This window comes from Burkholderia sp. 22313 (genome assembly GCF_052045245.1).
In the GTDB taxonomy this organism is placed as follows: domain Bacteria; phylum Pseudomonadota; class Gammaproteobacteria; order Burkholderiales; family Burkholderiaceae; genus Burkholderia.
In genome coordinates this window covers 71,383-90,322 of the sequence record NZ_JBQEON010000011.1, presented here as the reverse complement: position 1 = coordinate 90,322, position 18,940 = coordinate 71,383, and the positions used below count along the sequence as shown (strand labels likewise).

Annotated in this window: 21 protein-coding genes and 1 pseudogene; 17 read left to right on the top strand and 5 right to left on the bottom strand. The window is 62.4% G+C overall.

Annotated elements, in window-relative coordinates:
• Positions 1-3: 3 nt before the first annotated feature.
• Both ACTJKF_RS11640 and ACTJKF_RS11635 read right to left on the bottom strand, forming a co-directional pair.
• Positions 4-1,332 carry a cation:proton antiporter gene (locus ACTJKF_RS11640; RefSeq protein WP_440623688.1) on the bottom strand — a complete coding sequence of 443 codons (1,329 nt, stop codon included), beginning with the start codon at positions 1,330-1,332 and terminating at the stop codon, positions 4-6.
• Positions 1,333-1,374: 42 nt separating this feature from the next.
• Positions 1,375-1,731: a DUF3175 domain-containing protein gene (locus tag ACTJKF_RS11635; RefSeq protein ID WP_440623686.1), complete on the bottom strand. Its 357-nt coding sequence runs from the start codon at positions 1,729-1,731 to the stop codon at positions 1,375-1,377.
• Between the two features lie 139 nt (positions 1,732-1,870).
• On the opposite strand from ACTJKF_RS11635, the gene ACTJKF_RS11630 reads away from it, so the two are divergent.
• The 5 genes from ACTJKF_RS11630 to ACTJKF_RS11610 all read left to right on the top strand — a co-directional run bounded on the left by ACTJKF_RS11630 (position 1,871) and on the right by ACTJKF_RS11610 (position 4,552).
• Positions 1,871-2,383, top strand: a complete 513-nt coding sequence (locus ACTJKF_RS11630; RefSeq protein WP_440623685.1) for a hypothetical protein — start codon at positions 1,871-1,873, stop codon at positions 2,381-2,383.
• A gap of 91 nt (positions 2,384-2,474) precedes the next feature.
• A complete protein-coding gene (locus tag ACTJKF_RS11625) occupies positions 2,475-2,840 on the top strand; it encodes a hypothetical protein (protein ID WP_440623684.1) in 366 nt (121 codons plus the stop codon).
• Between the two features lie 299 nt (positions 2,841-3,139).
• Positions 3,140-3,688 (top strand): type 1 glutamine amidotransferase domain-containing protein, encoded by a 549-nt coding sequence (locus tag ACTJKF_RS11620; protein ID WP_440623683.1) that lies wholly within the window; start codon positions 3,140-3,142, stop codon positions 3,686-3,688.
• 3 nt (positions 3,689-3,691) lie between these two features.
• Positions 3,692-4,033: a DUF1488 domain-containing protein gene (locus tag ACTJKF_RS11615; protein WP_440623682.1), complete on the top strand. Its 342-nt coding sequence runs from the start codon at positions 3,692-3,694 to the stop codon at positions 4,031-4,033.
• Between the two features lie 294 nt (positions 4,034-4,327).
• On the top strand, positions 4,328-4,552 hold the full coding sequence (locus tag ACTJKF_RS11610) for a hypothetical protein (RefSeq protein WP_440623681.1): 225 nt from the start codon (positions 4,328-4,330) through the stop codon (positions 4,550-4,552).
• 23 nt (positions 4,553-4,575) lie between these two features.
• On the opposite strand, the gene ACTJKF_RS11605 is transcribed toward ACTJKF_RS11610, so the two are convergent.
• Positions 4,576-5,826: a phosphatidylserine decarboxylase family protein gene (locus tag ACTJKF_RS11605; RefSeq protein ID WP_440623680.1), complete on the bottom strand. Its 1,251-nt coding sequence runs from the start codon at positions 5,824-5,826 to the stop codon at positions 4,576-4,578.
• A gap of 119 nt (positions 5,827-5,945) precedes the next feature.
• Here ACTJKF_RS11605 and ACTJKF_RS11600 point away from each other — a divergent pair, with 119 nt between their 5' ends.
• The 5 genes from ACTJKF_RS11600 (at position 5,946) to arsH (ending at position 9,242) form a co-directional block, all read left to right on the top strand.
• The gene (locus ACTJKF_RS11600; protein ID WP_440623679.1) at positions 5,946-6,197 is read left to right on the top strand and encodes a hypothetical protein; all 252 of its coding nucleotides are present in this window, start codon (positions 5,946-5,948) and stop codon (positions 6,195-6,197) included.
• A gap of 299 nt (positions 6,198-6,496) precedes the next feature.
• Complete coding sequence (locus ACTJKF_RS11595; protein ID WP_440623678.1) at positions 6,497-6,832, top strand: ArsR/SmtB family transcription factor; 336 nt, start codon at positions 6,497-6,499, stop codon at positions 6,830-6,832.
• Positions 6,833-6,854: 22 nt separating this feature from the next.
• Positions 6,855-7,349 (top strand): arsenate reductase ArsC, encoded by a 495-nt coding sequence (locus ACTJKF_RS11590; protein WP_440623677.1) that lies wholly within the window; start codon positions 6,855-6,857, stop codon positions 7,347-7,349.
• A 67-nt stretch (positions 7,350-7,416) separates the two neighbouring features.
• The gene (gene arsB, locus ACTJKF_RS11585) at positions 7,417-8,487 is read left to right on the top strand and encodes an ACR3 family arsenite efflux transporter (RefSeq protein WP_440623676.1); all 1,071 of its coding nucleotides are present in this window, start codon (positions 7,417-7,419) and stop codon (positions 8,485-8,487) included.
• Between the two features lie 32 nt (positions 8,488-8,519).
• Positions 8,520-9,242 carry an arsenical resistance protein ArsH gene (gene arsH, locus ACTJKF_RS11580; protein ID WP_440623675.1) on the top strand — a complete coding sequence of 241 codons (723 nt, stop codon included), beginning with the start codon at positions 8,520-8,522 and terminating at the stop codon, positions 9,240-9,242.
• A gap of 126 nt (positions 9,243-9,368) precedes the next feature.
• Here the strand turns inward: arsH and ACTJKF_RS11575 are convergent.
• A pseudogene (locus ACTJKF_RS11575) lies at positions 9,369-9,581 on the bottom strand (HigA family addiction module antitoxin); the annotation flags it as partial.
• A gap of 352 nt (positions 9,582-9,933) precedes the next feature.
• On the opposite strand from ACTJKF_RS11575, the gene ACTJKF_RS11570 reads away from it, so the two are divergent.
• Genes ACTJKF_RS11570 through ACTJKF_RS11550 form a run of 5 tightly spaced genes read left to right on the top strand, consistent with a single transcriptional unit; the run spans position 9,934 to position 17,368 of the window.
• The gene (locus ACTJKF_RS11570; protein WP_440623674.1) at positions 9,934-12,465 is read left to right on the top strand and encodes a type VI secretion system Vgr family protein; all 2,532 of its coding nucleotides are present in this window, start codon (positions 9,934-9,936) and stop codon (positions 12,463-12,465) included.
• Between the two features lie 4 nt (positions 12,466-12,469).
• Positions 12,470-13,435 (top strand): DUF4123 domain-containing protein, encoded by a 966-nt coding sequence (locus ACTJKF_RS11565; protein WP_440623673.1) that lies wholly within the window; start codon positions 12,470-12,472, stop codon positions 13,433-13,435.
• Positions 13,436-13,474: 39 nt separating this feature from the next.
• Positions 13,475-16,336: a T6SS effector BTH_I2691 family protein gene (locus ACTJKF_RS11560; protein ID WP_440623672.1), complete on the top strand. Its 2,862-nt coding sequence runs from the start codon at positions 13,475-13,477 to the stop codon at positions 16,334-16,336.
• Positions 16,337-16,344: 8 nt separating this feature from the next.
• Positions 16,345-17,082, top strand: coding sequence for a putative type VI secretion system effector (locus ACTJKF_RS11555; RefSeq protein ID WP_440623671.1), 738 nt, complete (start codon positions 16,345-16,347; stop codon positions 17,080-17,082).
• A 34-nt stretch (positions 17,083-17,116) separates the two neighbouring features.
• The gene (locus ACTJKF_RS11550) at positions 17,117-17,368 is read left to right on the top strand and encodes a PAAR domain-containing protein (RefSeq protein WP_440623670.1); all 252 of its coding nucleotides are present in this window, start codon (positions 17,117-17,119) and stop codon (positions 17,366-17,368) included.
• 55 nt (positions 17,369-17,423) lie between these two features.
• On the opposite strand, the gene ACTJKF_RS11545 is transcribed toward ACTJKF_RS11550, so the two are convergent.
• Positions 17,424-17,687: a type VI secretion system baseplate subunit TssF gene (locus ACTJKF_RS11545; protein WP_440623768.1), complete on the bottom strand. Its 264-nt coding sequence runs from the start codon at positions 17,685-17,687 to the stop codon at positions 17,424-17,426.
• A gap of 301 nt (positions 17,688-17,988) precedes the next feature.
• On the opposite strand from ACTJKF_RS11545, the gene ACTJKF_RS11540 reads away from it, so the two are divergent.
• Positions 17,989-18,441, top strand: a complete 453-nt coding sequence (locus ACTJKF_RS11540; protein WP_440623669.1) for a putative type VI secretion system effector — start codon at positions 17,989-17,991, stop codon at positions 18,439-18,441.
• An 8-nt stretch (positions 18,442-18,449) separates the two neighbouring features.
• Positions 18,450-18,731, top strand: a complete 282-nt coding sequence (locus ACTJKF_RS11535; protein WP_440623668.1) for a hypothetical protein — start codon at positions 18,450-18,452, stop codon at positions 18,729-18,731.
• Positions 18,732-18,940 lie beyond the last annotated feature (209 nt).

Below are 18,940 nucleotides of genomic sequence, written 5' to 3'. Positions count from 1 at the left end.
CAATCAGCGCCGATGCTGCCGCCGGTGATACCAGTCCATCAGCGGCGTCGCGGACACGCCGTGCGCGATCACCGACGCCGTCACGACGGCCAGCACCGGCGCCGCGAGCGGGCGCACCGCGCTGGACGGCCCGTGTTCGAGTGCGTACAGCAGGTAGTAGAACGAACCGATCCCGCGTATCCCGAACCACGCCATCAGCTGCCGCTGCGCGGGCGTCGCGCGCGAGCCGGTGAGCGTCAGCAGCACCGCGACGGGCCGCACGGCCACGAACAGCACGACCGCGAGCGCAATCGCGCCCCACGTGACGAGCGGCGCCGACAGCGTCGTCAGCACGCTGCCGATCATCGTCATCACGAGCGCCTCGGCGATCCGCTCGAGCTCGATCGTGAAGTCGAGCACCGATTCGGCCATGAACGCGTGCACCTTCTCCGGATGCTTCTCGGTCGCGACCACGTCTTCCGAATCGATCCGGCCGATCACTTCGCGCGGCCGACGGTCGCCGCTCGCGCGATGCTCGATGCGGCGCATCGCGACGCCCGCGGCGAAGGTCGCGATGAAGCCGAACGTGTGCGCGAGCTGCGCGGCGCCGAACGACAGCACGATCAGCGCGAGCGCGAAGAAGCCTTCGAAGCCGAGCGCTTGCGCGTAGCGGGTGCGCAGCCAGCCGATCGCCTTGGTGGTCGCCGCGCCCAGCGCGCCGCCGATCGCGGCCGCGCCGACGACGCCCCACAGCGCGGCCAGCGCGAACGCGCCAGACAGTGCCGGATGCGCCGGATGCGCGTGCGGCGTGTCGGGCGCGCCGCACAGCGCGAGGCCCGCGAGCGCGAACGGCAGCGCGATCCCGTCGTTCATCCCGCCTTCGCCGGACAGCGCGAAGCGCACCAGGTCGCGGTCGCCCGGATCGTGCACCTGCACGTCATGCGCGAGCACCGGGTCGGTCGGCGCGAGGATCGCCGCGAGCAACAGCGCGGGGCCCCAGCCGAGCCCGAGCGTCAGTACCGCACAGCCGGCCAGCAGCGGGACGGTGACGATCATCGCGAGCAGCCCGAGCCGGCACGGCACGAGCCACAGCGTGTCGGACAGCGGCACGCGCAGCCGCAGCCCGATCGCGAACAGCGACACCAGCAACGCGACTTCGACGATCTCGCGCAACAGCGGCGCGTCGCGTTCGAGGTCCAGATGGAGGAGCCCGGCGCCGGACGGGCCGAGCGCGACGCCGAGCGCGAGATAGATCATCGCGGTGCTGCACGGCAGATGGCGCAGCGCCGACGTCGCGACGCCCATGCCCATCAGCACCGCGCCGATGATGAGATACCACAGCGTTTCATGCATGCGGACGAGCGGAGCAGGCCGAGACCGCGAAGGCCGGCGACGTCACGGCTTGCGGCCGAAGGCCTCGCGCAGTTTCCGCTTCGCGCGTTCGAGCGTCGCGCGGCGTGTCTTCGGCAGGTTGCGGCCTGCACGGTTCACATAGAAGTTCAGCATCGACATCGCCGACTGGAACGGCGACGCCTTGCGGCGGCGGCTGCGTTCGGCCGAGCGCTTGAGCGACGCGGCGATCTCCCCCGGATCGTCTGACTTGAAGAGGTCGGGCTCGAGGTCGAGCGCATCGCTTTTTTTCATGACGTCGGCGGACCATCGCTTGCGATGGTGCGGATCGTTGCTGCGCGCGCGGCCCGGCGGGCGCGTCGCGCGCTTGCCGTGCGGATGTGAAGCGGAAGCTGAAGGCATTGCAAGGGCTCCGTAGGGAATCGGGATCGACAGGGGTGGGCGACGCAAATTACGTGCCGCGCGCGCTATCGGCACGGGCCTTGCTGAACCGTCGGTGTGTGAATGACCACGACACCGGTTCTACGAGGGAGAACATTCCATGAAGCCAGCATTCGAATCGAAACCTGCCGCGCGCCGGATTTTCGCGTGCGCGGCCGTCGCGCTCGTCGCGGCCGCCCCGGCCGCATGGGCACAGAACTCGCAGCGTCCGGACGAGGGCACCGGCGCGCCGATCCTGTCGCCGCCGGACACGTCGGCCCAGGGCTCGGGCGGCATGTCGAACGGCAACACCGCGGCGCCGACACCCGCGACCCGCATGCAGGAGCCGCGCGGCACCGCGCATGGCCGGCCGCACGTGCGCACCAAGCCGGGCGGCCCGAGCGCCGCCGGGGCCGGCGGCAGCGGCAGCACCGGTGGTGCGGCAGGTGGTGGCGCCGGCGGCGCTGGCACCGGCACCGGTGCGACCGGCAACGGCAGCGCCGCGATGGGCGGCGTAGGCGCGGGCCAGGGCGGCACCGGCGCGGGTGCCGGCAACGGCCGCTCGCCGGGCGCGACCGGCTCGGGGGGCGGCGGTGCCGGCGGCACGGGCAGCGCGGGCTCCAGCGGTTACTGACGATCACGGTGTCGCGCCGGCGCGGCCGGTGCGGCGCGATGGCGAATGCCGGCCGTGCGGCCGGCACGCCGCCACCACGCAGGAGGACATCATGCAATCGAATTCCCGGATCTCGCTTGATGCGAATGAGCTGGACACCGACGCCGTCGATACCGGCGATCTCGACACGACCGTTCATCTCGACGTCGAGACCGGCCGGATCACGTTTCACGCAGCGTGGGCGTTCACGGCCGATCCGCCGCCCGACGCGCTGCGGTACTCGGTCGTGCTCGAGCTCGACTGCGACACGATGGAACGCTACGCGGCCCTCGACGACGGCGCGCGGATGCGCGTGCACGCGATGCTGCACGAGAGCGTGCAGGACATGCTCGACACGTTGCCCGACAGCGACGAGGAACGGACGCTGACGATCGAACTGACCGACGCGATGCTCGACGCGGCACGTCACGTGCAGTAAGGGCGGCGCGCTGCGGGTACGGCCCCGCATCCCGTGCGCTGGCGGCCACCCACCGGCGGTCGCGTTACATCCCGTTGAAATCCTTGCAGACGCCGTGCGGCGCGACGTGATGCGGGCCCCGTTGCGTCGCGCGGCGGGGCGGCTGCGCGCGCCGATCTGCGGACTTGCCGATCTGCCGATTTGCGGGTCGCGCCCCGTCGCGGCAGGTACCCGCGGCCCCTTCGTGCGGGCGCGGCACGCCGATTGCTGCGGACGGGCACGGCACGACGGGTGCCGCAACAGAACCGGGGGAGCATTCCATGACGGCCAAGCTGGACCATTGCAAGGTGGCGATACTCGCCGTCGACGGCTTCGAGGAAGCCGAGCTCGTCGAGCCGCAGCGCGCGCTGACGGCCGAGGGCGCGCGGGTCGACGTGATTTCGCAGAAGCGCGGCGAGATCCAGGGGTTGCGGCACGTCGACAAGGGCGAGCGCGTGAAGGTCGACCGCACGTTCGACGATGCGCGCGAAGGCGACTACGACGCGGTCGTGCTGCCGGGGGGCGTCGTCAACGGCGACGCGCTCCGGATGCTGCCGGCCGCGCGCGAATTCGTGACCGCGGCGGTCGGCGCGGGCAAGCCGATCGCCGCGATCTGTCACGGCGGCTGGCTGCTGGTGTCGTCCGGGCTGGTGGAGGGCCGCACGATGACGAGCTGGCCGAGCCTGCAGGACGACATCCGCAACGCGGGCGGCAAGTGGGTCGACCAGGAAGTCGTGCGCGACGGCAACCTGATCACGAGCCGCAAGCCCGACGATCTGCCGGCATTCAACGGCGCACTGGTGCAGTGTCTTGCGTCGCGCGGGGTGTGAGCGATGCCGGCCGATTCCGTCCGCCGCGTGACGCTGACCGACGCGCCGCCCGAGTTCGACGGCGCGGCGCTCCAGATGCGTTTCGTCGTCGAGGTCGACGGGAAGCCGCTGACCTGCGCGATCACGGTCGAGGCGCTCGAGGACCATTTCGGCGCGCGCTCCGCGCTCGAAGCCGACCTGCGCGATGCGTTCGAGCACGGCCGGGCGCGCATCGAGGCCGCGTGCGAGGAGGTGCTCGCCGATGGCAAGGGCGGCGTGGAGCTGCACAGCGGCTATTTCCGCGTGCGCGACAAGGCAGCCGCCAAGACCGCACGCGCGGGGCTGTTCCGTTCGCGCAAGCCGTAAGCGCGACGGCGCGGCGCGGCGCGGCGCGGATGCGGCGTCGCACCGTGCGTCGGCCGGCTCCACTGCCGCGGCGGCGCGCCCGCGCCGCTCCGTTACACGTCATTGAAAACTTTGCAGCGGCGCGTGTACGGCCCAAAGTGACACATCGCGCCGGATGCCCGCCGCACTTGGGCCGTTGTTTCCCACATACTGGCACGCTCCCTGCATATCTCCGTGTTTGAGGCGCACGATACGCGCCCGCGCCGTCGCGATGCCGCCGCCGCATCGCGTCACGCCGCCAAATAGGGAGACAACATGCTGACCGCACATGAGTTTGCCGCGTTATTCCTGGTACATCGGGCGCCGGAACAGATCCAGTCCGACCGCGAGGATATCGTCGCGCTGGTGGAACAACACCTGATCGAGATGCGTTCCGACGAATCGGGCGCGAGCCGGCTCGCGCTGACGCCGGATGGACTGTCGATCGTGCAGTGCATGCAGCGGCACGCCGGCCGCGGGTTCGGCAGTGTCGACGCGTGATGCCGCCGCGCGCGGTTCAGCGTTCAGCGCGCGATCGCCACCGACGCGTTGACCTGCACGACCGGCGTACTGCCGTCGAACGGCGGTGCGTACAGGAAGCGGTCGATCACGCCCGCTTCGAACAACAGGCAGCAAGTCGAGCCGCCGTACTGGAAATAACCGATCTCGTCGCCCTTGTCGACGCGCTGCCCCGGCACGACGTCGATCACGCACGACGACACGTCGCCCATCCCGACGAACACGGCGGCCACCGTCCCGATCCCCGGATCGTCGCTCTCGATCGCGACCACCGCGCGGGTGGCCACGGCCGTCATGTAGCCCTGCGAGTCGTTGAGCCCGGCCGGATCCGGGCCCTCGGCTTCGGCGACCGAGTAGTACGCGCCGTCGACCCGGTACGCATGCGTGACGGTGCCCCGCACCGGCGCGTGCCAGCGGTGGTAGTTGTACGCGCTCAGGTACGCCTGGTACAGGTCGCCGCCGACGAAGCGCTCGGCGAGCGGCAGCCGCGCGGGCGTGAAGATGTCGCGCAGCGAATACGGCTGACCCTTGATCCAGAACCGGTCGCGGATCTTCACGTTCGATTCGGTGTGATATGGCGCCGCCTCGCACGCGCTGACGATCACGTGCGCATCGTCCGGTGCGGCGACGGGCCGCGCGCCCGCGCGAAAGCGCCGCGTGAAGAAGTCGTTCCACGAGTCGAAGCCCCAGTGCGGCTGGTCTTCCCGGTACTGGAACTGCGACAGGCCAAGGCGCCGGCGCGCTTCGTCGCAGAACCAGCCGTCGGGCGCCGACGTGTTCAGATGCGTGCGCGAATGCGGGCCGCCGAGGAAGTCGCACCACACGTTCAGGACCTGCTTCAGGTGCGCGTTGACCGCCGCGTCGCGAAACACCGCGTGGCCCGACGGCATGCACATCGGCCAGTCGAGGAACGCGTTCAGCGGGCACACGATCAGGCTCGTCTCGCTGAACGGCGGCGTGAAGGTCGTCAGGTGATCGATCACGATCATCAGCTCGCCGATCGATGCGTAGCCGAGCGTGCGGCCGGCTTCGAGCGCCTCGTCGATCGCGCGCGCGAGGCTCATGCGCAGCACCGCGTTGTCGTCGAACAGCTGCGCGAGTGCTTGCACGGCCGGCGTGCGCAGCCGTTCGCCGGCCTGGGCACGCGCTTCCTTCGCAATTTTTTCGCGGTATGCCGCCATGTGCGATTCCTTGCCGGTCATCCATCCGCCGATGCGAGGGCGCGTGTCGGGCGGCGTGCTGCGGTCGGTCGGCATGGTCACCTCCGTGAACGATTGCGGGTCGAACGCCGGCAGCAAGACGCTTGCCCGGTGCACGGCATCGAAATTGCGGCGCGGAGGCGAACGGTTTCCTTCAATGACCCGGGAGAGGACTCATGAACGCAGCTTCGAATGTGCGACAGACGAAGGACGCGGCGCCGGCCGACGAGCGCGGCGGCGGACAACGAACCGTGGCGCCGACTCGCACGCGGGCAAGGGTGCGCGCGGCGACGTCCCGCGACCGTGCGCGGCGGGCCGAGCGGGGCGGCGGAAGCGGGCCGGTGACGACGACGAGCGGCGGCCACCAGACCGGCGAGCCGCTCTGGGAGGACGACGGCGGCGCGATGCCGCCGGAGGAATGGTCGTGACGCCGGGCGGTTATTGCTGTCCCGCCGGCCGCGCCGGCCGATAGCGATCGACGACCGCGGGATCGGCCGATTCTGCGTCGTCAAAGGCGGAAGAGACTGCGCGCCGTCGGCCGGATCGGCGTCACGGTGCGCAAAATCGATGACGAACGGCCGTTTCGCGCGGAAATCGATTACGGGCGTACAAAAGCGATGATCCGCAGGCCGTTTTGCACCAAATCGATGATGGCCACGGCAATCGAAGGCAGGATCCGATGCGCTCGCTGGTGTTGTTATTTCCACATTTCGAGTATTATCGAAAAATGGAAACAAACCAGACCATCGCCGCCCTGTCGGCCCTCGCGCACGAGTCGCGCCTCGCCGTGTTCCGCGCGCTCGTGCAGGCCGGCCCGTCGGGCATGCCGGCCGGGCAAATCGCGACGCTGCTCGACGTGCCGCCCTCGTCGCTGTCGTTTCATCTGAAGGAACTGGCCCATGCGCAACTCGTCACGAGCCGCCAGGAAGGCCGCTTCGTGTTCTATTGCGCGAACTTCGCGACGATGAACGGGCTCATCGGCTACCTCACCGAGAACTGCTGCGGCGGCAATCCGTGTTCGCCGGGTTCCGCGTGTTCGCCCGCCTGTTCCGACCAACCTTGAAAACGCATTCGCGCGCCTGCCGATGACCACCAACGTCCTGATTCTCTGCACCCACAACTCCGCGCGCAGCGTGCTCGCGGAAGGCATGCTCAACCACTGGGCCGCGAAACTCGGCCGCGACGTACGCGCCTATAGCGCCGGCAGCGCGCCGAGCGGTCGCCTCAACCCGTTCGCGCTGGACGCGCTGACGCGCGCCGGCGTCGACGTCGCCGGATACCGCAGCAAGAGCTGGGACGAATTCGTCGGCGATGGTGCGCCGGAAATGCGCATCGTCATCACGGTATGCGACAGCGCGGCGGCGGAGACGTGCCCGTACTGGCCCGGCAGTCCGGTCAACGTGCATTGGGGCTACGCGGATCCGTCGAACGCGACGGGCGGCGACGCCGGCAAGCGGCTCGCGTTCGAACTGACGCGCGAGGCGCTCGGCTACCGGATGCTGCAATTGCTGGCGCTGCCGCTCGATCGAATGAGCGATGCCGAACTCGAGGCCGCGTTGATCGGGATCTCGCAAAACTGATCCTTCACATGGCGGTTTGCCGACCCGAGCGATCGCCTCCGATTTCAAGACCGAACACGACCGTCCAATGAATACGTCCAACGTTGCCCCGCCGGGCAAGGCCGTCGCAACGCCTGCGATCAATTTCTTCGAGCGTTACCTGACCGTCTGGGTCGCGCTGTGCATTGTCGCCGGCATCGCGCTCGGCCAGCTGCTGCCCGGCCTGTTCCAGCAGATCGGCCGCATCGAGTATGCGCAGGTCAACCTGCCGGTCGGGCTGTTGATCTGGGTGATGATCATCCCGATGCTCGTGAAGGTCGACTTCGGCGCGCTGCATCAAGTGCGCCGGCATGTGAAGGGGATCGGCGTCACGCTCGTCGTCAACTGGCTCGTCAAACCGTTCTCGATGGCGTTCCTCGGCTGGCTGTTCGTGCGCCATCTGTTCGCGCCGATGCTGCCCGCGGACCAGCTCGACAGCTACGTCGCCGGCCTGATCCTGCTGGCCGCCGCGCCGTGCACGGCGATGGTGTTCGTCTGGAGCCGGCTGACGGGCGGCGATCCGCTGTTCACGCTGTCGCAGGTCGCGCTGAACGACAGCATCATGGTGATCGCATTCGCGCCGCTGGTCGGGCTGCTGCTCGGGATGTCCGCGATTACCGTGCCGTGGGCGACCTTGATCACATCAGTTGTCCTCTACATCGTGATCCCGGTGATCCTCGCGCAGATCTGGCGCAAGGTGCTGCTCGCGAAGGGGCAGGCCGCGTTCGATGCCGCAATGGCGAAGATCGGCCCGTGGTCGATCGCCGCGTTGCTCGCGACGCTCGTGCTGCTGTTCGCGTTCCAGGGCGAAGCGATCCTGAAGCAACCGCTCGTCATCGCCTTGCTCGCGGTGCCGATCCTGATCCAGGTGTTCTTCAATGCGGCACTCGCGTACTGGCTCAATCGCGCGGTGGGCGAGCAGCACGACATCGCGTGCCCGTCCGCGCTGATCGGCGCATCCAACTTCTTCGAGCTGGCCGTCGCGGCCGCGATCAGCCTGTTCGGTTTTCATTCCGGCGCCGCGTTGGCCACCGTCGTCGGCGTGCTGATCGAAGTGCCGGCGATGCTGCTGGTGGTGCGCATCGTCAACCGGTCGAAGGGCTGGTACGCGTGCGCTTGAGCAAACCTGGGAATTCATTCATTCATTCATTCATGACCGACCGACTGACCGACCTGCCGCAACTCGATCCCGAACTCTTCCGCGTGCCGGACGCCGCCGCACTGCGGCCGGCCTCGCCGTCGACGCATCCGCCGCGTTTCCTGCTGCTGTACGGATCGCTGCGCGAGCGTTCGTTCAGCCGCCTGCTGGTCGAGGAAGCCGAGCGCCTGCTCACCGCGATGGGCGCCGAGGTGTGCGTGTTCAATCCGAGCGGCCTGCCGCTGCCCGACGACGCGCCGGAGAGCCATCCGAAGGTCGTCGAGCTGCGTGAACGGGTGCTGTGGTCGGAAGGGATGGTGTGGTGCTCGCCGGAACGACACGGCGCGATGACCGGCATCATGAAATCGCAGATCGACTGGATTCCGCTGTCGGTCGGCGCGGTGCGGCCGACGCAGGGCAAGACGCTCGCGGTGATGCAGGTGAGCGGCGGCTCGCAGTCGTTCAACGCGGTGAACCAGATGCGCGTGCTGGGCCGCTGGATGCGCATGCTGACCATCCCGAACCAGTCGTCGGTGGCCAAGGCGTTCATGGAATTCGACGAAGCCGGTCGGATGAAGCCGTCGGCGTATTACGACCGGGTCGTCGACGTGATGGAGGAACTGGTCAAGTTCACGCTGCTGACGCGCGACATCGGGCCGTATCTGGTCGACCGGTACAGCGAGCGGAAGGAAAGCGCGGAGGCGTTGTCGAAGCGGGTGAATCAGCGGGGGATCTGAATCGCATCGCCAGCCGATCCGGCCGCCATGATTGGGGCGGCGCTATCGACGACCATCGGGACTTCGCGTTGATCCGGGGCGGGACACGCGTGCGCGCGTCATGACGCGGCTTGACGACCGGGCGCATCACGCACGCGCTGATTCGGCCGGGGCTGGTTTGACCTTCGTCGGCGCATGCTTTCGCGCCTGCCAGAGGTCATAGTCCAATTGCATGCCAAGCCACAGATCGGCTCGGCCCCCGCGCTCCTCACCCAGCCACTGCTCGATGCGTAGCGCCATCTCGGGCGAGATGCTCGCCCGTTCGTTGAGAACACGGGACAACTGGACGCGCGAAACGCCTCGAGCAGAATTATGACAACGGTATTGCCCATCGCAAATGCAAGCGTGAAATGCATGGAAGCGCTTGAGCAAAGTGCGAAGTGCGCCGATGCGGGTTTTCAGCGGCGGAGTGGCCGTCGGTAACCGCGCTCGAAAAAGTCCTATATGCCTGAGAAAAACTGGATTGCGGCGAGTATCGGAATTTTTTTCCTTAAAGGTTGTGAGATTTCGGTAATTTCGCGCTGTTGCGTCAGACTGCCAATTTTTTCGAGATAGACGGGCGTTCGAGGTTCACTATCGTCTTGTTCCGAAAGGCATTTATAATCTGCGCTCGGCAGAAACCCCACCTGAATACCAACGAAGGGAACGCTGCATGGGCCACACCGCACTTTATAAGACGTTGCGTCTCGGTGACGCGCAATACAATCGTCTTGTCAAACTCGACACGCCGCTCGGCATCGACTGGTTATTGCCGCTCTATGTGAAAGGAATGGCTCGGCTCGGTCGCGATTACGAATTCGTGATTGACGCGGTTTCGCCACGCGGTAGCCAGATTGAACTGAGTGCGCTGCTCGCCAAGCCGGTTACGCTCTGGATTCAGCAGACGGACGGCTCATACATGCCGATCCATGGCTACGTTCACCGATTCAGCCGGCTGGGCGCGGATGGGCCGTTGACTTTTTACAAGCTGGCGTTCTCATCCTGGCTCTATTTCCTGCGCCTGCGCCGCGACATGCGTGACTGGCAGGAGCAGAACGGCGAGCAGATTCTGACCGACGTCTTCAACGAGCATCCTCAAGCGCGTGGTGCGTTTCGCTACGAGCTTCACAAGCCGCTGCCGTCCTACTCGAATCGCGTGCAGTGGGAATACGACCTGAATTTCGTCTATCGCAGCATGGAGGAGGTCGGCGTATTTCCGTACTTCGAGCAAGCCGAAAATGGCCGATCGCACACGATGGTTCTGACGGACGACGTTTATTTTGTCCCGCAACTGAAGCAATCGGTTGTCGAGTTCGGCCCTACGGAAATCAGCGGTGAACTGAACGGGTTCGCGCAGTGGAAGGAGCAGCTTCAGATCGACAGTGCGCAACTGACGTCTCGCTCGTTCGACTACAAGCGCCCCGATCTCCCTCGGCAGGTGCAGGGCGTGACGGACGTGAACGGCGAGTTGCCGACCGATGGGGAGGTCTACGACTATCCCGGCGCGTACATGTGGTCGGACCGTGAGCAAGGTGAGCGTCTTGCGCAGATTCGGCTTGAAGAGCGCAAGTCGCGGATGAAACGTTTTCACGGCATTGGCGGCTTGCGCTGTGCGATGCCGGGGAGACGCTTCGAACTTCGCGGTCATCCGGTCCATGATGCGGGCAGTCAACCGGATCGCGAGTTTGTTCTGCTCGGTGTCGACTGGCTGATTGGCAATAACCTGCCCGGTCTGGACGAGGCGGATCAATTTCCCGACGGGCTGGCTGCGGAAGTTGCGCAAGCGAAAGCTGGCGCGACGGTTCGCCACGCAGACGGCAGTGAAGGTTTCTTTCAGGTAGTGGTTGAGGCGCAGCCACGCAACGTCCCATTCCGTAGCCCGTTCGAACACAAGAAGCCCGTGATGCAGTTGCAGAACGCGATCGTGGCCGGACCAAGCGGCGAAGAGGTGTACACCGATTCACTGAACCGGGTGAAGGTGTGGTTTCACTGGAACCGCCGCAACGGTCAGGACGAACGCGCATCGTGCTGGGTGCGCCCGACGTTCCTGGATGCGGGATCGACCCGTGGCGGGATTCAGCCACTACGCAAGGGCGACGAAGTGGTCGTCGGCTTCATGGAAGGTGACTGTGACCGGCCCGTCATCATCGCGAGAATGTACGGGGGCGCGACGCAGCCGGTATGGCACACGAACGGCTTGCTGTCCGGTCAACGCTCGCGCGAGTATGGTGGCACCGGCTACAACCAGCTCGTGATGGACGACTCGACGCAGCAGAATCGGGTCCATCTTTACTCGAGCAGCTACCAGTCCCACTTGCACCTTGGATACCTGATCCAGCAGACCGACAATACGCGCGGTGCATTCCTCGGCAGCGGTTTCGATCTCAAATCGGATGCCTACGGTGCCATTCGGGCGGGGCAGGGTTTGTTCGTGTCGACCCACCCGACAGCGACGAATCAGCCGTTGAACGTGACGGCTGCTTCCGAGCAGTTGGCCAGCGCGGAAACCGTTGTGGATTTGACGTCGCAGGCGAGCTCGGCGAACCAGGCCGAAAGCTTGCAGGAAGGGCAGGACGCACTCAAGAAGTTCACCGATGCGACGCACTATAGCGTGAGCGGCGGCGCTGGCAGCGGCGGTCGGACGGGCGGTGGCGGCACAGGCAACGCGAACGGCTTTTCAACACCGATTATGCTGATGGCGAGTCCTGCGGGCTTGGGGCTGTCGACTCAGGATTCAGCGCAACTGACGGCCAATCAGCAAGTCAATATCGTCAGCGGTAAGAGCACGCACGTGGCGGCCGGCAAATCGCTGATCGTAAGTGTGATGGAGAAGATTAGCCTGTTTGCGCAGAACGCCGGAATCAAGCTCTTTGCGTCCAAGGGCAAGGTCGAAATTCAGGCGCAGAGCGACGAAATGAAGCTCGCCGCGCTCAACGACGTAACGATCACGAGTTCGAATGGGAAAGTCGTCATTTCGGCGGAGAAGGAGATCTGGATCGGTGCAGGCGGTTCGTACATCAAGATCACACCTGATCTGATCGAGAACGGAACGAGCGGCCAGATTCTCGAAAAATGTGCGAGCTGGGACAAACCGGGCGCGTCATCGATGCGCTTGCCTTCACCGATTGCGAGCGTGCCGAAGGGGTGTGCCTGGAAGACGGCTTCGGCGTCTGCCGATAGCGCGTCGAGCGTTGTACTGGAGTGACTGGATGGAAACGTTCGAACCGGTTGACGGCGGGAACCGTGAGTCCGTCGATTCGATGGTGAGTGTCTTGCGCGCCTATTTCAGCCAGCAACGCGAGTTGCGCTGCTGCCTTGTCGTCGATCCGAGTCGGCGTGCGTTGCCTCAAAGTGCCGAAGGCGCGACTTCGTTTGATGATCAGCCTAGCGCTGTCGTCGAGATTGCGCACGAAGCCTTCCCTGATGATCATCGTCCGTACTTGATCGAATTGGACTTGTCGACGTCTGAAGGTGTGGCGTTGTTGATTGAAAGCGTTCGGCTAGCCTTCGAAGATCGACAGTCGGATGTGGTAGCAAAGGGGCTGGGCCAACGGATTGGAGGCTGGCTGGCGAGCGAGGCGTCGCTTGAGCACATCGCCGAATACTGGTCGAGCAACATACTGCAGATCGACGATCAGGGCCGCCGATGCGCATTGCGTTACTACGACGCTCGTGCGCTGAGTCTGATGTGGCCGATTCTGGCGGACGGGCAAAAGCAGGCCTTGCTCGGCCCGGTCAGGGCCTGGCATGCGTTGGACGCCTGTGGAAAGCCATGCGTCTACTCTTCGGCAACGGCGTTGCGTACGGAACTGGATCTGACCGATAGGCAGTGGCGTGACATCCACCGCCATGGCGTGATCAATCGAGCGCTCGCATTGCATATGCTGGCTATGCAGCGACAGCCTCAGTCCGACGAAATCGAGATCGCAATTGCGAGCGCGGCCCGCGCGGAGCAGCATGGACTCGTCGATCGTGATGACAAAATCGCTTTCATCGGGCATGCGCTGACATGGCATCCATATTTCGATCGTCATCCGAGCGTCGCACACGCATTGGGCCGGCGTGCGTCGGACGAGTTCTATACGGCAGCGGTCGGTGAAGTAAGCGAAGACGAAATCGAAGCGATTCGACGGGGTACGTGGTATGACGGGGCAATGACCGTTTCGTCTTCCTAGCCTTATAGAACAAACCTGATTCCCATATCGAGAGAGCGAATGGATACAGCAAACCAGTGCGCCAACTGCGAAAAGACGGGGCTGCCGATCTTACCGGTTCGGTACACGGTCGTGCCGAATATCGTGGCGGCAAAGTTGCCTGCCGGAATTGGCGGGCACGGGGTGACCGACGTCAAACTTACTGAACATCGATACGCAGTGCGCACGTTGCGTGCAGGTTGGTTGTATCTGTTCTACGTAAAGGGCGCACGAGGCAGCAACTACTGGGAAGCATACAACGTGACGGAGGACGGGCGCTTGTGGAAGCAGTCGCTTCCGTTACCGGCCGAGCCGACGACTCATCCGGCATGTGCAAAGAAAGCAATCGCGGTGCCGATGGACATCATCGCGATCGAGAGGCCGGAGAAGTGCACCGACCGGGTGTATATCGCGTTTTCGCAGCATGCGTGGCATCGCGATACATTCGACCTGTACAAGAGGGATGCAACGCTTCGCCAGCAACGGATGCAATGGATCGAGCCGTCGAAATGGATCTCGGCCGGTCACGACACGCAAGGGCACGCTGTCGTTGCAACCCGACAAGCTATCGATGATGTCATCGAATACATGCCGGGTCTCGATCCCAAGCTGTTGCAGCCACCTAGGCAGACGCTTAGTGATGAAACTGGCAAATACAAGCCGGAAGTAATGCGCCAGGAGACGACCTGTTACCCGTTGCATATTCGTCAGGCTTCTCCTGCGTCGGCCAGTGACGCATTGATCAGGGTCATGAGCGATGTCGGCCAGCTTGATAAGGGCAAGCATCATCCGCCGATGCTGTTGGCAATGTGGGACGGCATCGGTAATGTTCATGAATTGAACGGCTTCCGTAACGACGCTGGGAGCTGGTTACTGACGTACACGCGTGAGCGGGTGACTCAGATCGATGCACTCGAGTCGATCACTGCTGCGGAAGGAGCGGTACGCAACGGAGCAGTCGAGTCGAAAAGTCGTTCGCGGTCGGCGTGGACGGCTGGCTGGGAAGCGATGAAGAATAATCCGTATGCTGCTGATGGAGTTCCCGATGCTCTGGTCGTATCTCCGGAACAGCAGGCGATGTCCGACAAGAAAATTGCTGCGGCTGGTGTGATTGCTCCGGCCGAAGCAAAGCAGATCGGTGATGCTGCTTGGCCGAAGTATTACCGCAAACTCGATCCGCAGAAGCTAGGCGTGTTTCGACCCTGGTACGAGTCGGTGCAGAAGGCCTCACATCAGTTACAGGCCAATCGAACGCCGGATGTCGGCGCATGGCTGAAGGCGTCGACGTTTCTGGCCGCGCTGCACGATTATCACGAAAACGACTTCCAGGACGGAATCGCCTTCGCTGGAGTCATTGATGCAGCGTTGTGGGGCTTACCGTCGGAGGAAAAGGGCGCCAAGTTGATTGAAGATCTGATCAACAACATGGATCCAACGCAACCTTCGAGTCTGGTATGGCGGGCCTATGCGTACAACCAGCAGGATCAGAAGGCTGAGATCAAGGCGCTGCTGGAGAAAGCGACCGAGTACAAGGCACAGCCGGCGAGTGTCGGCGATCAGATCAGTCATTGGGCCGACTTCGTGTCATCGTATCTGATCAAGAATACGAAGGCCTTCCTGAAGTTTTGCGACAAGATGACGGATGTGCTAAAGCGCGGAGCAACGGCGGCATCGGGTTCGGAGTTGATCGTTAAAGGTACTCATGCCGACCAGCTCGCCGTGACGATGGGCAGTGGCCTGTTCAAATGGAGCAAAAGTGCGGAGTTGGCCGATAACGTCGGTATGTATCTGATTCGTGGCACGTTGATGATACGAGGCGGGATTGCGCAAGCGGACACGATCAGGATTATCAAGGCCGCGATGGTAGCCGAGCCGGCGATGCGCCTGGCTTTGCAGATGGGTTATCGCGAGTTGCGGCAGCAAGGTGTGCCGCCGCCCCAGGCATATGTGCGTTCCCTGCAAGCCGTAGGGTCGGATAAGCGTGTCAAGAGTTTGACGGACATGTGGGAGGAGGTCAGCAAGTCGCAAAAGGGGGCGTCGACGCAATTAAATGCCAGGTTGGCTAGTACGCTGGTGGTAATCGAGATGCTGAATTTCGGATGCTTGCTTGCCAAAGCGGATAAAAGCAGCGATGACTATGCGCTGATGGTTGCATCGGGTGTGTCGGTCGTGGGTGCGGTTTTTGCGGTTTCGGAGAAGGCACTCAAGGCTTTCTCGAGCGATGCAGCACAAACGCTGCGCAACTTGAAGACGATTACGAGTTTCTTGGGGGGAGTTTCGGCGTTGATTCAAGGGGTTGTGGATTTTCACAAGGGCTTTGATAAAGCTAAGACTAATAGTTACCGTATCGCTGCCCTTTATTTCGTCAAATCGGCGCTTGGTATCGGCACGGGCATGTCGTATCTTCTTACCGCTCTGACCTCGTCAGCACCGCTGCTGGCTCGCATCGCCGGTGGTGGGAGTCGCATTGTAATCCTGGCAAGGGGCGGTGCTGCGGGTATTACCGGCGCGACCGCAAGATTGGGATCGTTCACGACTTCCGAGGTTGCGGAGGCTGGCGGATGGCGAGCTCGGCAGCAGGCGGCAAATGTGGTCGGCAGGGCGGCAGTCGGTGCAGCGGCAGAGGAGGCAGGTATAGCAATCGGTTCGCGGGGAGCCTTGTTGCTCCTCGGTCGGGGCGTTTTGATCCTGACTGGATGGGAAGTTGCAGTGGCAGTGGTCGCTATCCAGTTTCTGATTTGGTATTTTTCAGACGATGATTTGCAGATATGGCTTGAAAAGTGTGCGTTCGGACGGAAAGCTGCGACTCTGGCTTGGGATGCGGGAAAGCAGAGCGACGAATTTGACAAGGCATTGAAGGTAATGGGTCTTTCGGTTGAATAAATGGATTAATGATGGCAGACACAGAAAAATCATCCCCTACGCAACTTTTGAAAGGACATATCCGGAATCTTCGTAGCACGAGGCAGTCCCAGGAGTTTTTGTTTACTGATGCTGATCGGACCGCGATGGGGGTAACGGCTGTTGCGGCAGGGCTAGCTGGTCTTGGTGGTGTGGCTATCGGGCTGGCTGCGTCTGCGGACGATACGGCTGAGGACGCTGATTTGCTCGAATTCGAGCTGGATGGGAAAAGCATTCGTGCTTGGGTATGGGTATCCGTGTTCAAAGAAGGTGATGAAGTCGAGGTTGTCGCAGAGCAATTTGGCCAGATATGGCATGCATTTGGCATCAGACGGGTCGGCGACCGAATCGTGGCATTACATCCACATTGTAGTCGTGGTCGATATGCGCATTATAAGGCGACGGTGAAATGGTGGTTTTTGATATATTCGTCTTTGATGTTAATTATGGTTATTTTGGGGGCAATCACGTCCTATTTTGACCCTGTTGACAACTGGCTCGGGATTTTCTATATGTACGCCGGTGGGGGGGCTATGGTTGCAGCTATTTTTGGTGTGATCGCATTCAACATATCCAGAAAATTCATGGGATTTGTTCGTCTCGCCGAGGGAATTTTTTCTGGATTTGGCTGGAAGAACGTGAAGAATATCGATCTGCCTGCGATCACAAAAAAGAGCAAGCAGCCCGGAGAGGCGGGAGCATTAGGTGTCTTGTATTTCCGTTACTAACGTAGTTCGCTCACCCGAAGGTTGGGGCCTATTCATGATGAATCTCATTCGTGTCGGTGACGATACCGACCACGGCGGCAAGGTGATCACCGGTTCGTCGAAAATGCGCTTCGACGGTCGTTTCGTCGCGCGTAAGGGTGATGAGGTAACGTGCCCTCAACACCCGGACGTCAAACCGAATGTGATCGTTGAAGGCGATGAATCGATGACGGACGATGGCGTTCCAATTGCTCGGCATGGCCATCGCGCGACCTGTGGGTGTCACTTGATCTCGAGTCTCACCTGACAGGCATGTGCGATTCGCGGCGTTGCTCGATCCGCAAGTCGTCTGCACCTGAAAATCAGATCAGCGGAATGGACCCGGGCCGAGGTGAGCAGCGCCGAATTCCCCCCGTGTTGGTGGACATTCCGACGAGTTGAACGAAGCTTGTCGTCGGCGCGTGCACCACGAAGAAGTGATCCATGACGGTGATAAACGTGCGGAGACTGGCAGTGGCGCATGCCTGTTCATCGACTGTCTGGGCTATTTCCAGGTCCCGTGCGAATCGCGACATTGGTTTTCCCAGCAGCCGCAACTGCTTGACGCGATGGCTGAGATTCGTCAGTCAGCCCAGCAGATTCTCGTGTCTTACAGGATGACAATGCTGTGACGGAGACAGCATGAGTTTGGAGCGTGCATATGCAGTTCAGATGCTGTGAGGAACGATCAGCAGCCTGAAGTGCCGGCGTCGCCAACAGGGCTTCCTATTGAGTGAAGCACAGCATGCCTGGAGCGGCCCCACGTATCTGAGGGCACAAGAACTCTCTATCAAGTTCACCGTTCGGAACAGCACCAGACAAAGGGCGTACATTGGAAATACAACAGGTTGCTTTTGAGTCGGCGCTTGCCGCAACGGGAAATTAACGATGGACAGCAAGCAGGTTATTGCCCCCGTGCTCCTGCGTGGGGTTATCACGAAACTGACGAAGCGTCGTGCGTCCTATGAGGCGGTCTTCACGGAAGCGGACAAACAAGCAATGGAGCGCACGGCGATCGTTGCAGCGCTGGCAGGTCTGAATGATGTTGCGCTAAATTTAAGCACGTCAACGCAATTCACAGACACCGTAGGGGATCTCGTAACTTTTGAACTGAATGGTGATGAGGTCCGCGCATGGATCTGGTTGTCAGTTTTCGAAAATGGTGACGAGGTCGAGGTTGTTGCAGAGCGGGCAGGATCCGGCTGGATTGGCTATGCAGTCAGGCGCTGTAACGATGGAATCCTGTCGGTCCATCCTCATTGTGAGCGAGGGAGCAGAGCGCTGTTTAAATTTTTCCTGAAACTCTCGGTACTGTTTTGGGGGGGTGTGCGCTTGCGATGATGTTGCTTGTGACCGCAATCGTAATGCGTGACAGTTCGTTTGATCAATGGAAACTGATGGCTGAGGTGTATCTGACGGGCAGTCTAGCGCTGGAGGCGGTTGCAGTCTTCGTGGCATTTAGAATTTGGTGGAGATTTAAAAGGCAATTGCCTATGGCTAACAAGATATTTTCAACATTTGGTTGGAAAAATCCGTCCGATGTCGATTTACCTAAAGTGTCAAAAAGACTAAGGCGCCCCGATGATGCCTGGCAGATGGGAAAACTTATCTTTCGTTACAGCGAGGCCTGATTTTTAATTTGGAGATGCGGGTGGCTATAACGGAATATAAAAATGGACAGTAAGCAGGTTATCACCCCGGTGCTCCTGCGCGGGGTCATTACCGAACTGACGAAGCGCCGTGCCTCCTATGAGGCGGTTTTCACGGAAGCGGACAAGCAGGCAATGGAGCGAACCGCGGTCGTGGCGGCGCTGGCTGGCTTGAACGACATTGCACTGAA

Excerpts from the sequence above, each read along its gene's own strand:
- ACTJKF_RS11635 (WP_440623686.1), bottom strand. The coding sequence starts at position 1,731 with ATGCCTTCAGCTTCCGCTTCACATCCGCACGGCAAGCGCGCGACGCGC.
- ACTJKF_RS11560 (WP_440623672.1), top strand. The coding sequence starts at position 13,475 with ATGGATACAGCAAACCAGTGCGCCAACTGCGAAAAGACGGGGCTGCCG.
- ACTJKF_RS11610 (WP_440623681.1), top strand. The coding sequence starts at position 4,328 with ATGCTGACCGCACATGAGTTTGCCGCGTTATTCCTGGTACATCGGGCG.
- ACTJKF_RS11590 (WP_440623677.1), top strand. The coding sequence starts at position 6,855 with ATGACCACCAACGTCCTGATTCTCTGCACCCACAACTCCGCGCGCAGC.
- ACTJKF_RS11605 (WP_440623680.1), bottom strand. The coding sequence starts at position 5,826 with ATGCCGACCGACCGCAGCACGCCGCCCGACACGCGCCCTCGCATCGGC.
- ACTJKF_RS11555 (WP_440623671.1), top strand. The coding sequence starts at position 16,345 with ATGATGGCAGACACAGAAAAATCATCCCCTACGCAACTTTTGAAAGGA.
- ACTJKF_RS11550 (WP_440623670.1), top strand. The coding sequence starts at position 17,117 with ATGATGAATCTCATTCGTGTCGGTGACGATACCGACCACGGCGGCAAG.
- ACTJKF_RS11640 (WP_440623688.1), bottom strand. The coding sequence starts at position 1,332 with ATGCATGAAACGCTGTGGTATCTCATCATCGGCGCGGTGCTGATGGGC.
- ACTJKF_RS11540 (WP_440623669.1), top strand. The coding sequence starts at position 17,989 with ATGGACAGCAAGCAGGTTATTGCCCCCGTGCTCCTGCGTGGGGTTATC.
- ACTJKF_RS11595 (WP_440623678.1), top strand. The coding sequence starts at position 6,497 with ATGGAAACAAACCAGACCATCGCCGCCCTGTCGGCCCTCGCGCACGAG.
- ACTJKF_RS11570 (WP_440623674.1), top strand. The coding sequence starts at position 9,934 with ATGGGCCACACCGCACTTTATAAGACGTTGCGTCTCGGTGACGCGCAA.
- arsB (WP_440623676.1), top strand. The coding sequence starts at position 7,417 with ATGAATACGTCCAACGTTGCCCCGCCGGGCAAGGCCGTCGCAACGCCT.
- ACTJKF_RS11625 (WP_440623684.1), top strand. The coding sequence starts at position 2,475 with ATGCAATCGAATTCCCGGATCTCGCTTGATGCGAATGAGCTGGACACC.
- arsH (WP_440623675.1), top strand. The coding sequence starts at position 8,520 with ATGACCGACCGACTGACCGACCTGCCGCAACTCGATCCCGAACTCTTC.
- ACTJKF_RS11620 (WP_440623683.1), top strand. The coding sequence starts at position 3,140 with ATGACGGCCAAGCTGGACCATTGCAAGGTGGCGATACTCGCCGTCGAC.
- ACTJKF_RS11565 (WP_440623673.1), top strand. The coding sequence starts at position 12,470 with ATGGAAACGTTCGAACCGGTTGACGGCGGGAACCGTGAGTCCGTCGAT.
- ACTJKF_RS11630 (WP_440623685.1), top strand. The coding sequence starts at position 1,871 with ATGAAGCCAGCATTCGAATCGAAACCTGCCGCGCGCCGGATTTTCGCG.
- ACTJKF_RS11600 (WP_440623679.1), top strand. The coding sequence starts at position 5,946 with ATGAACGCAGCTTCGAATGTGCGACAGACGAAGGACGCGGCGCCGGCC.
- ACTJKF_RS11615 (WP_440623682.1), top strand. The coding sequence starts at position 3,692 with ATGCCGGCCGATTCCGTCCGCCGCGTGACGCTGACCGACGCGCCGCCC.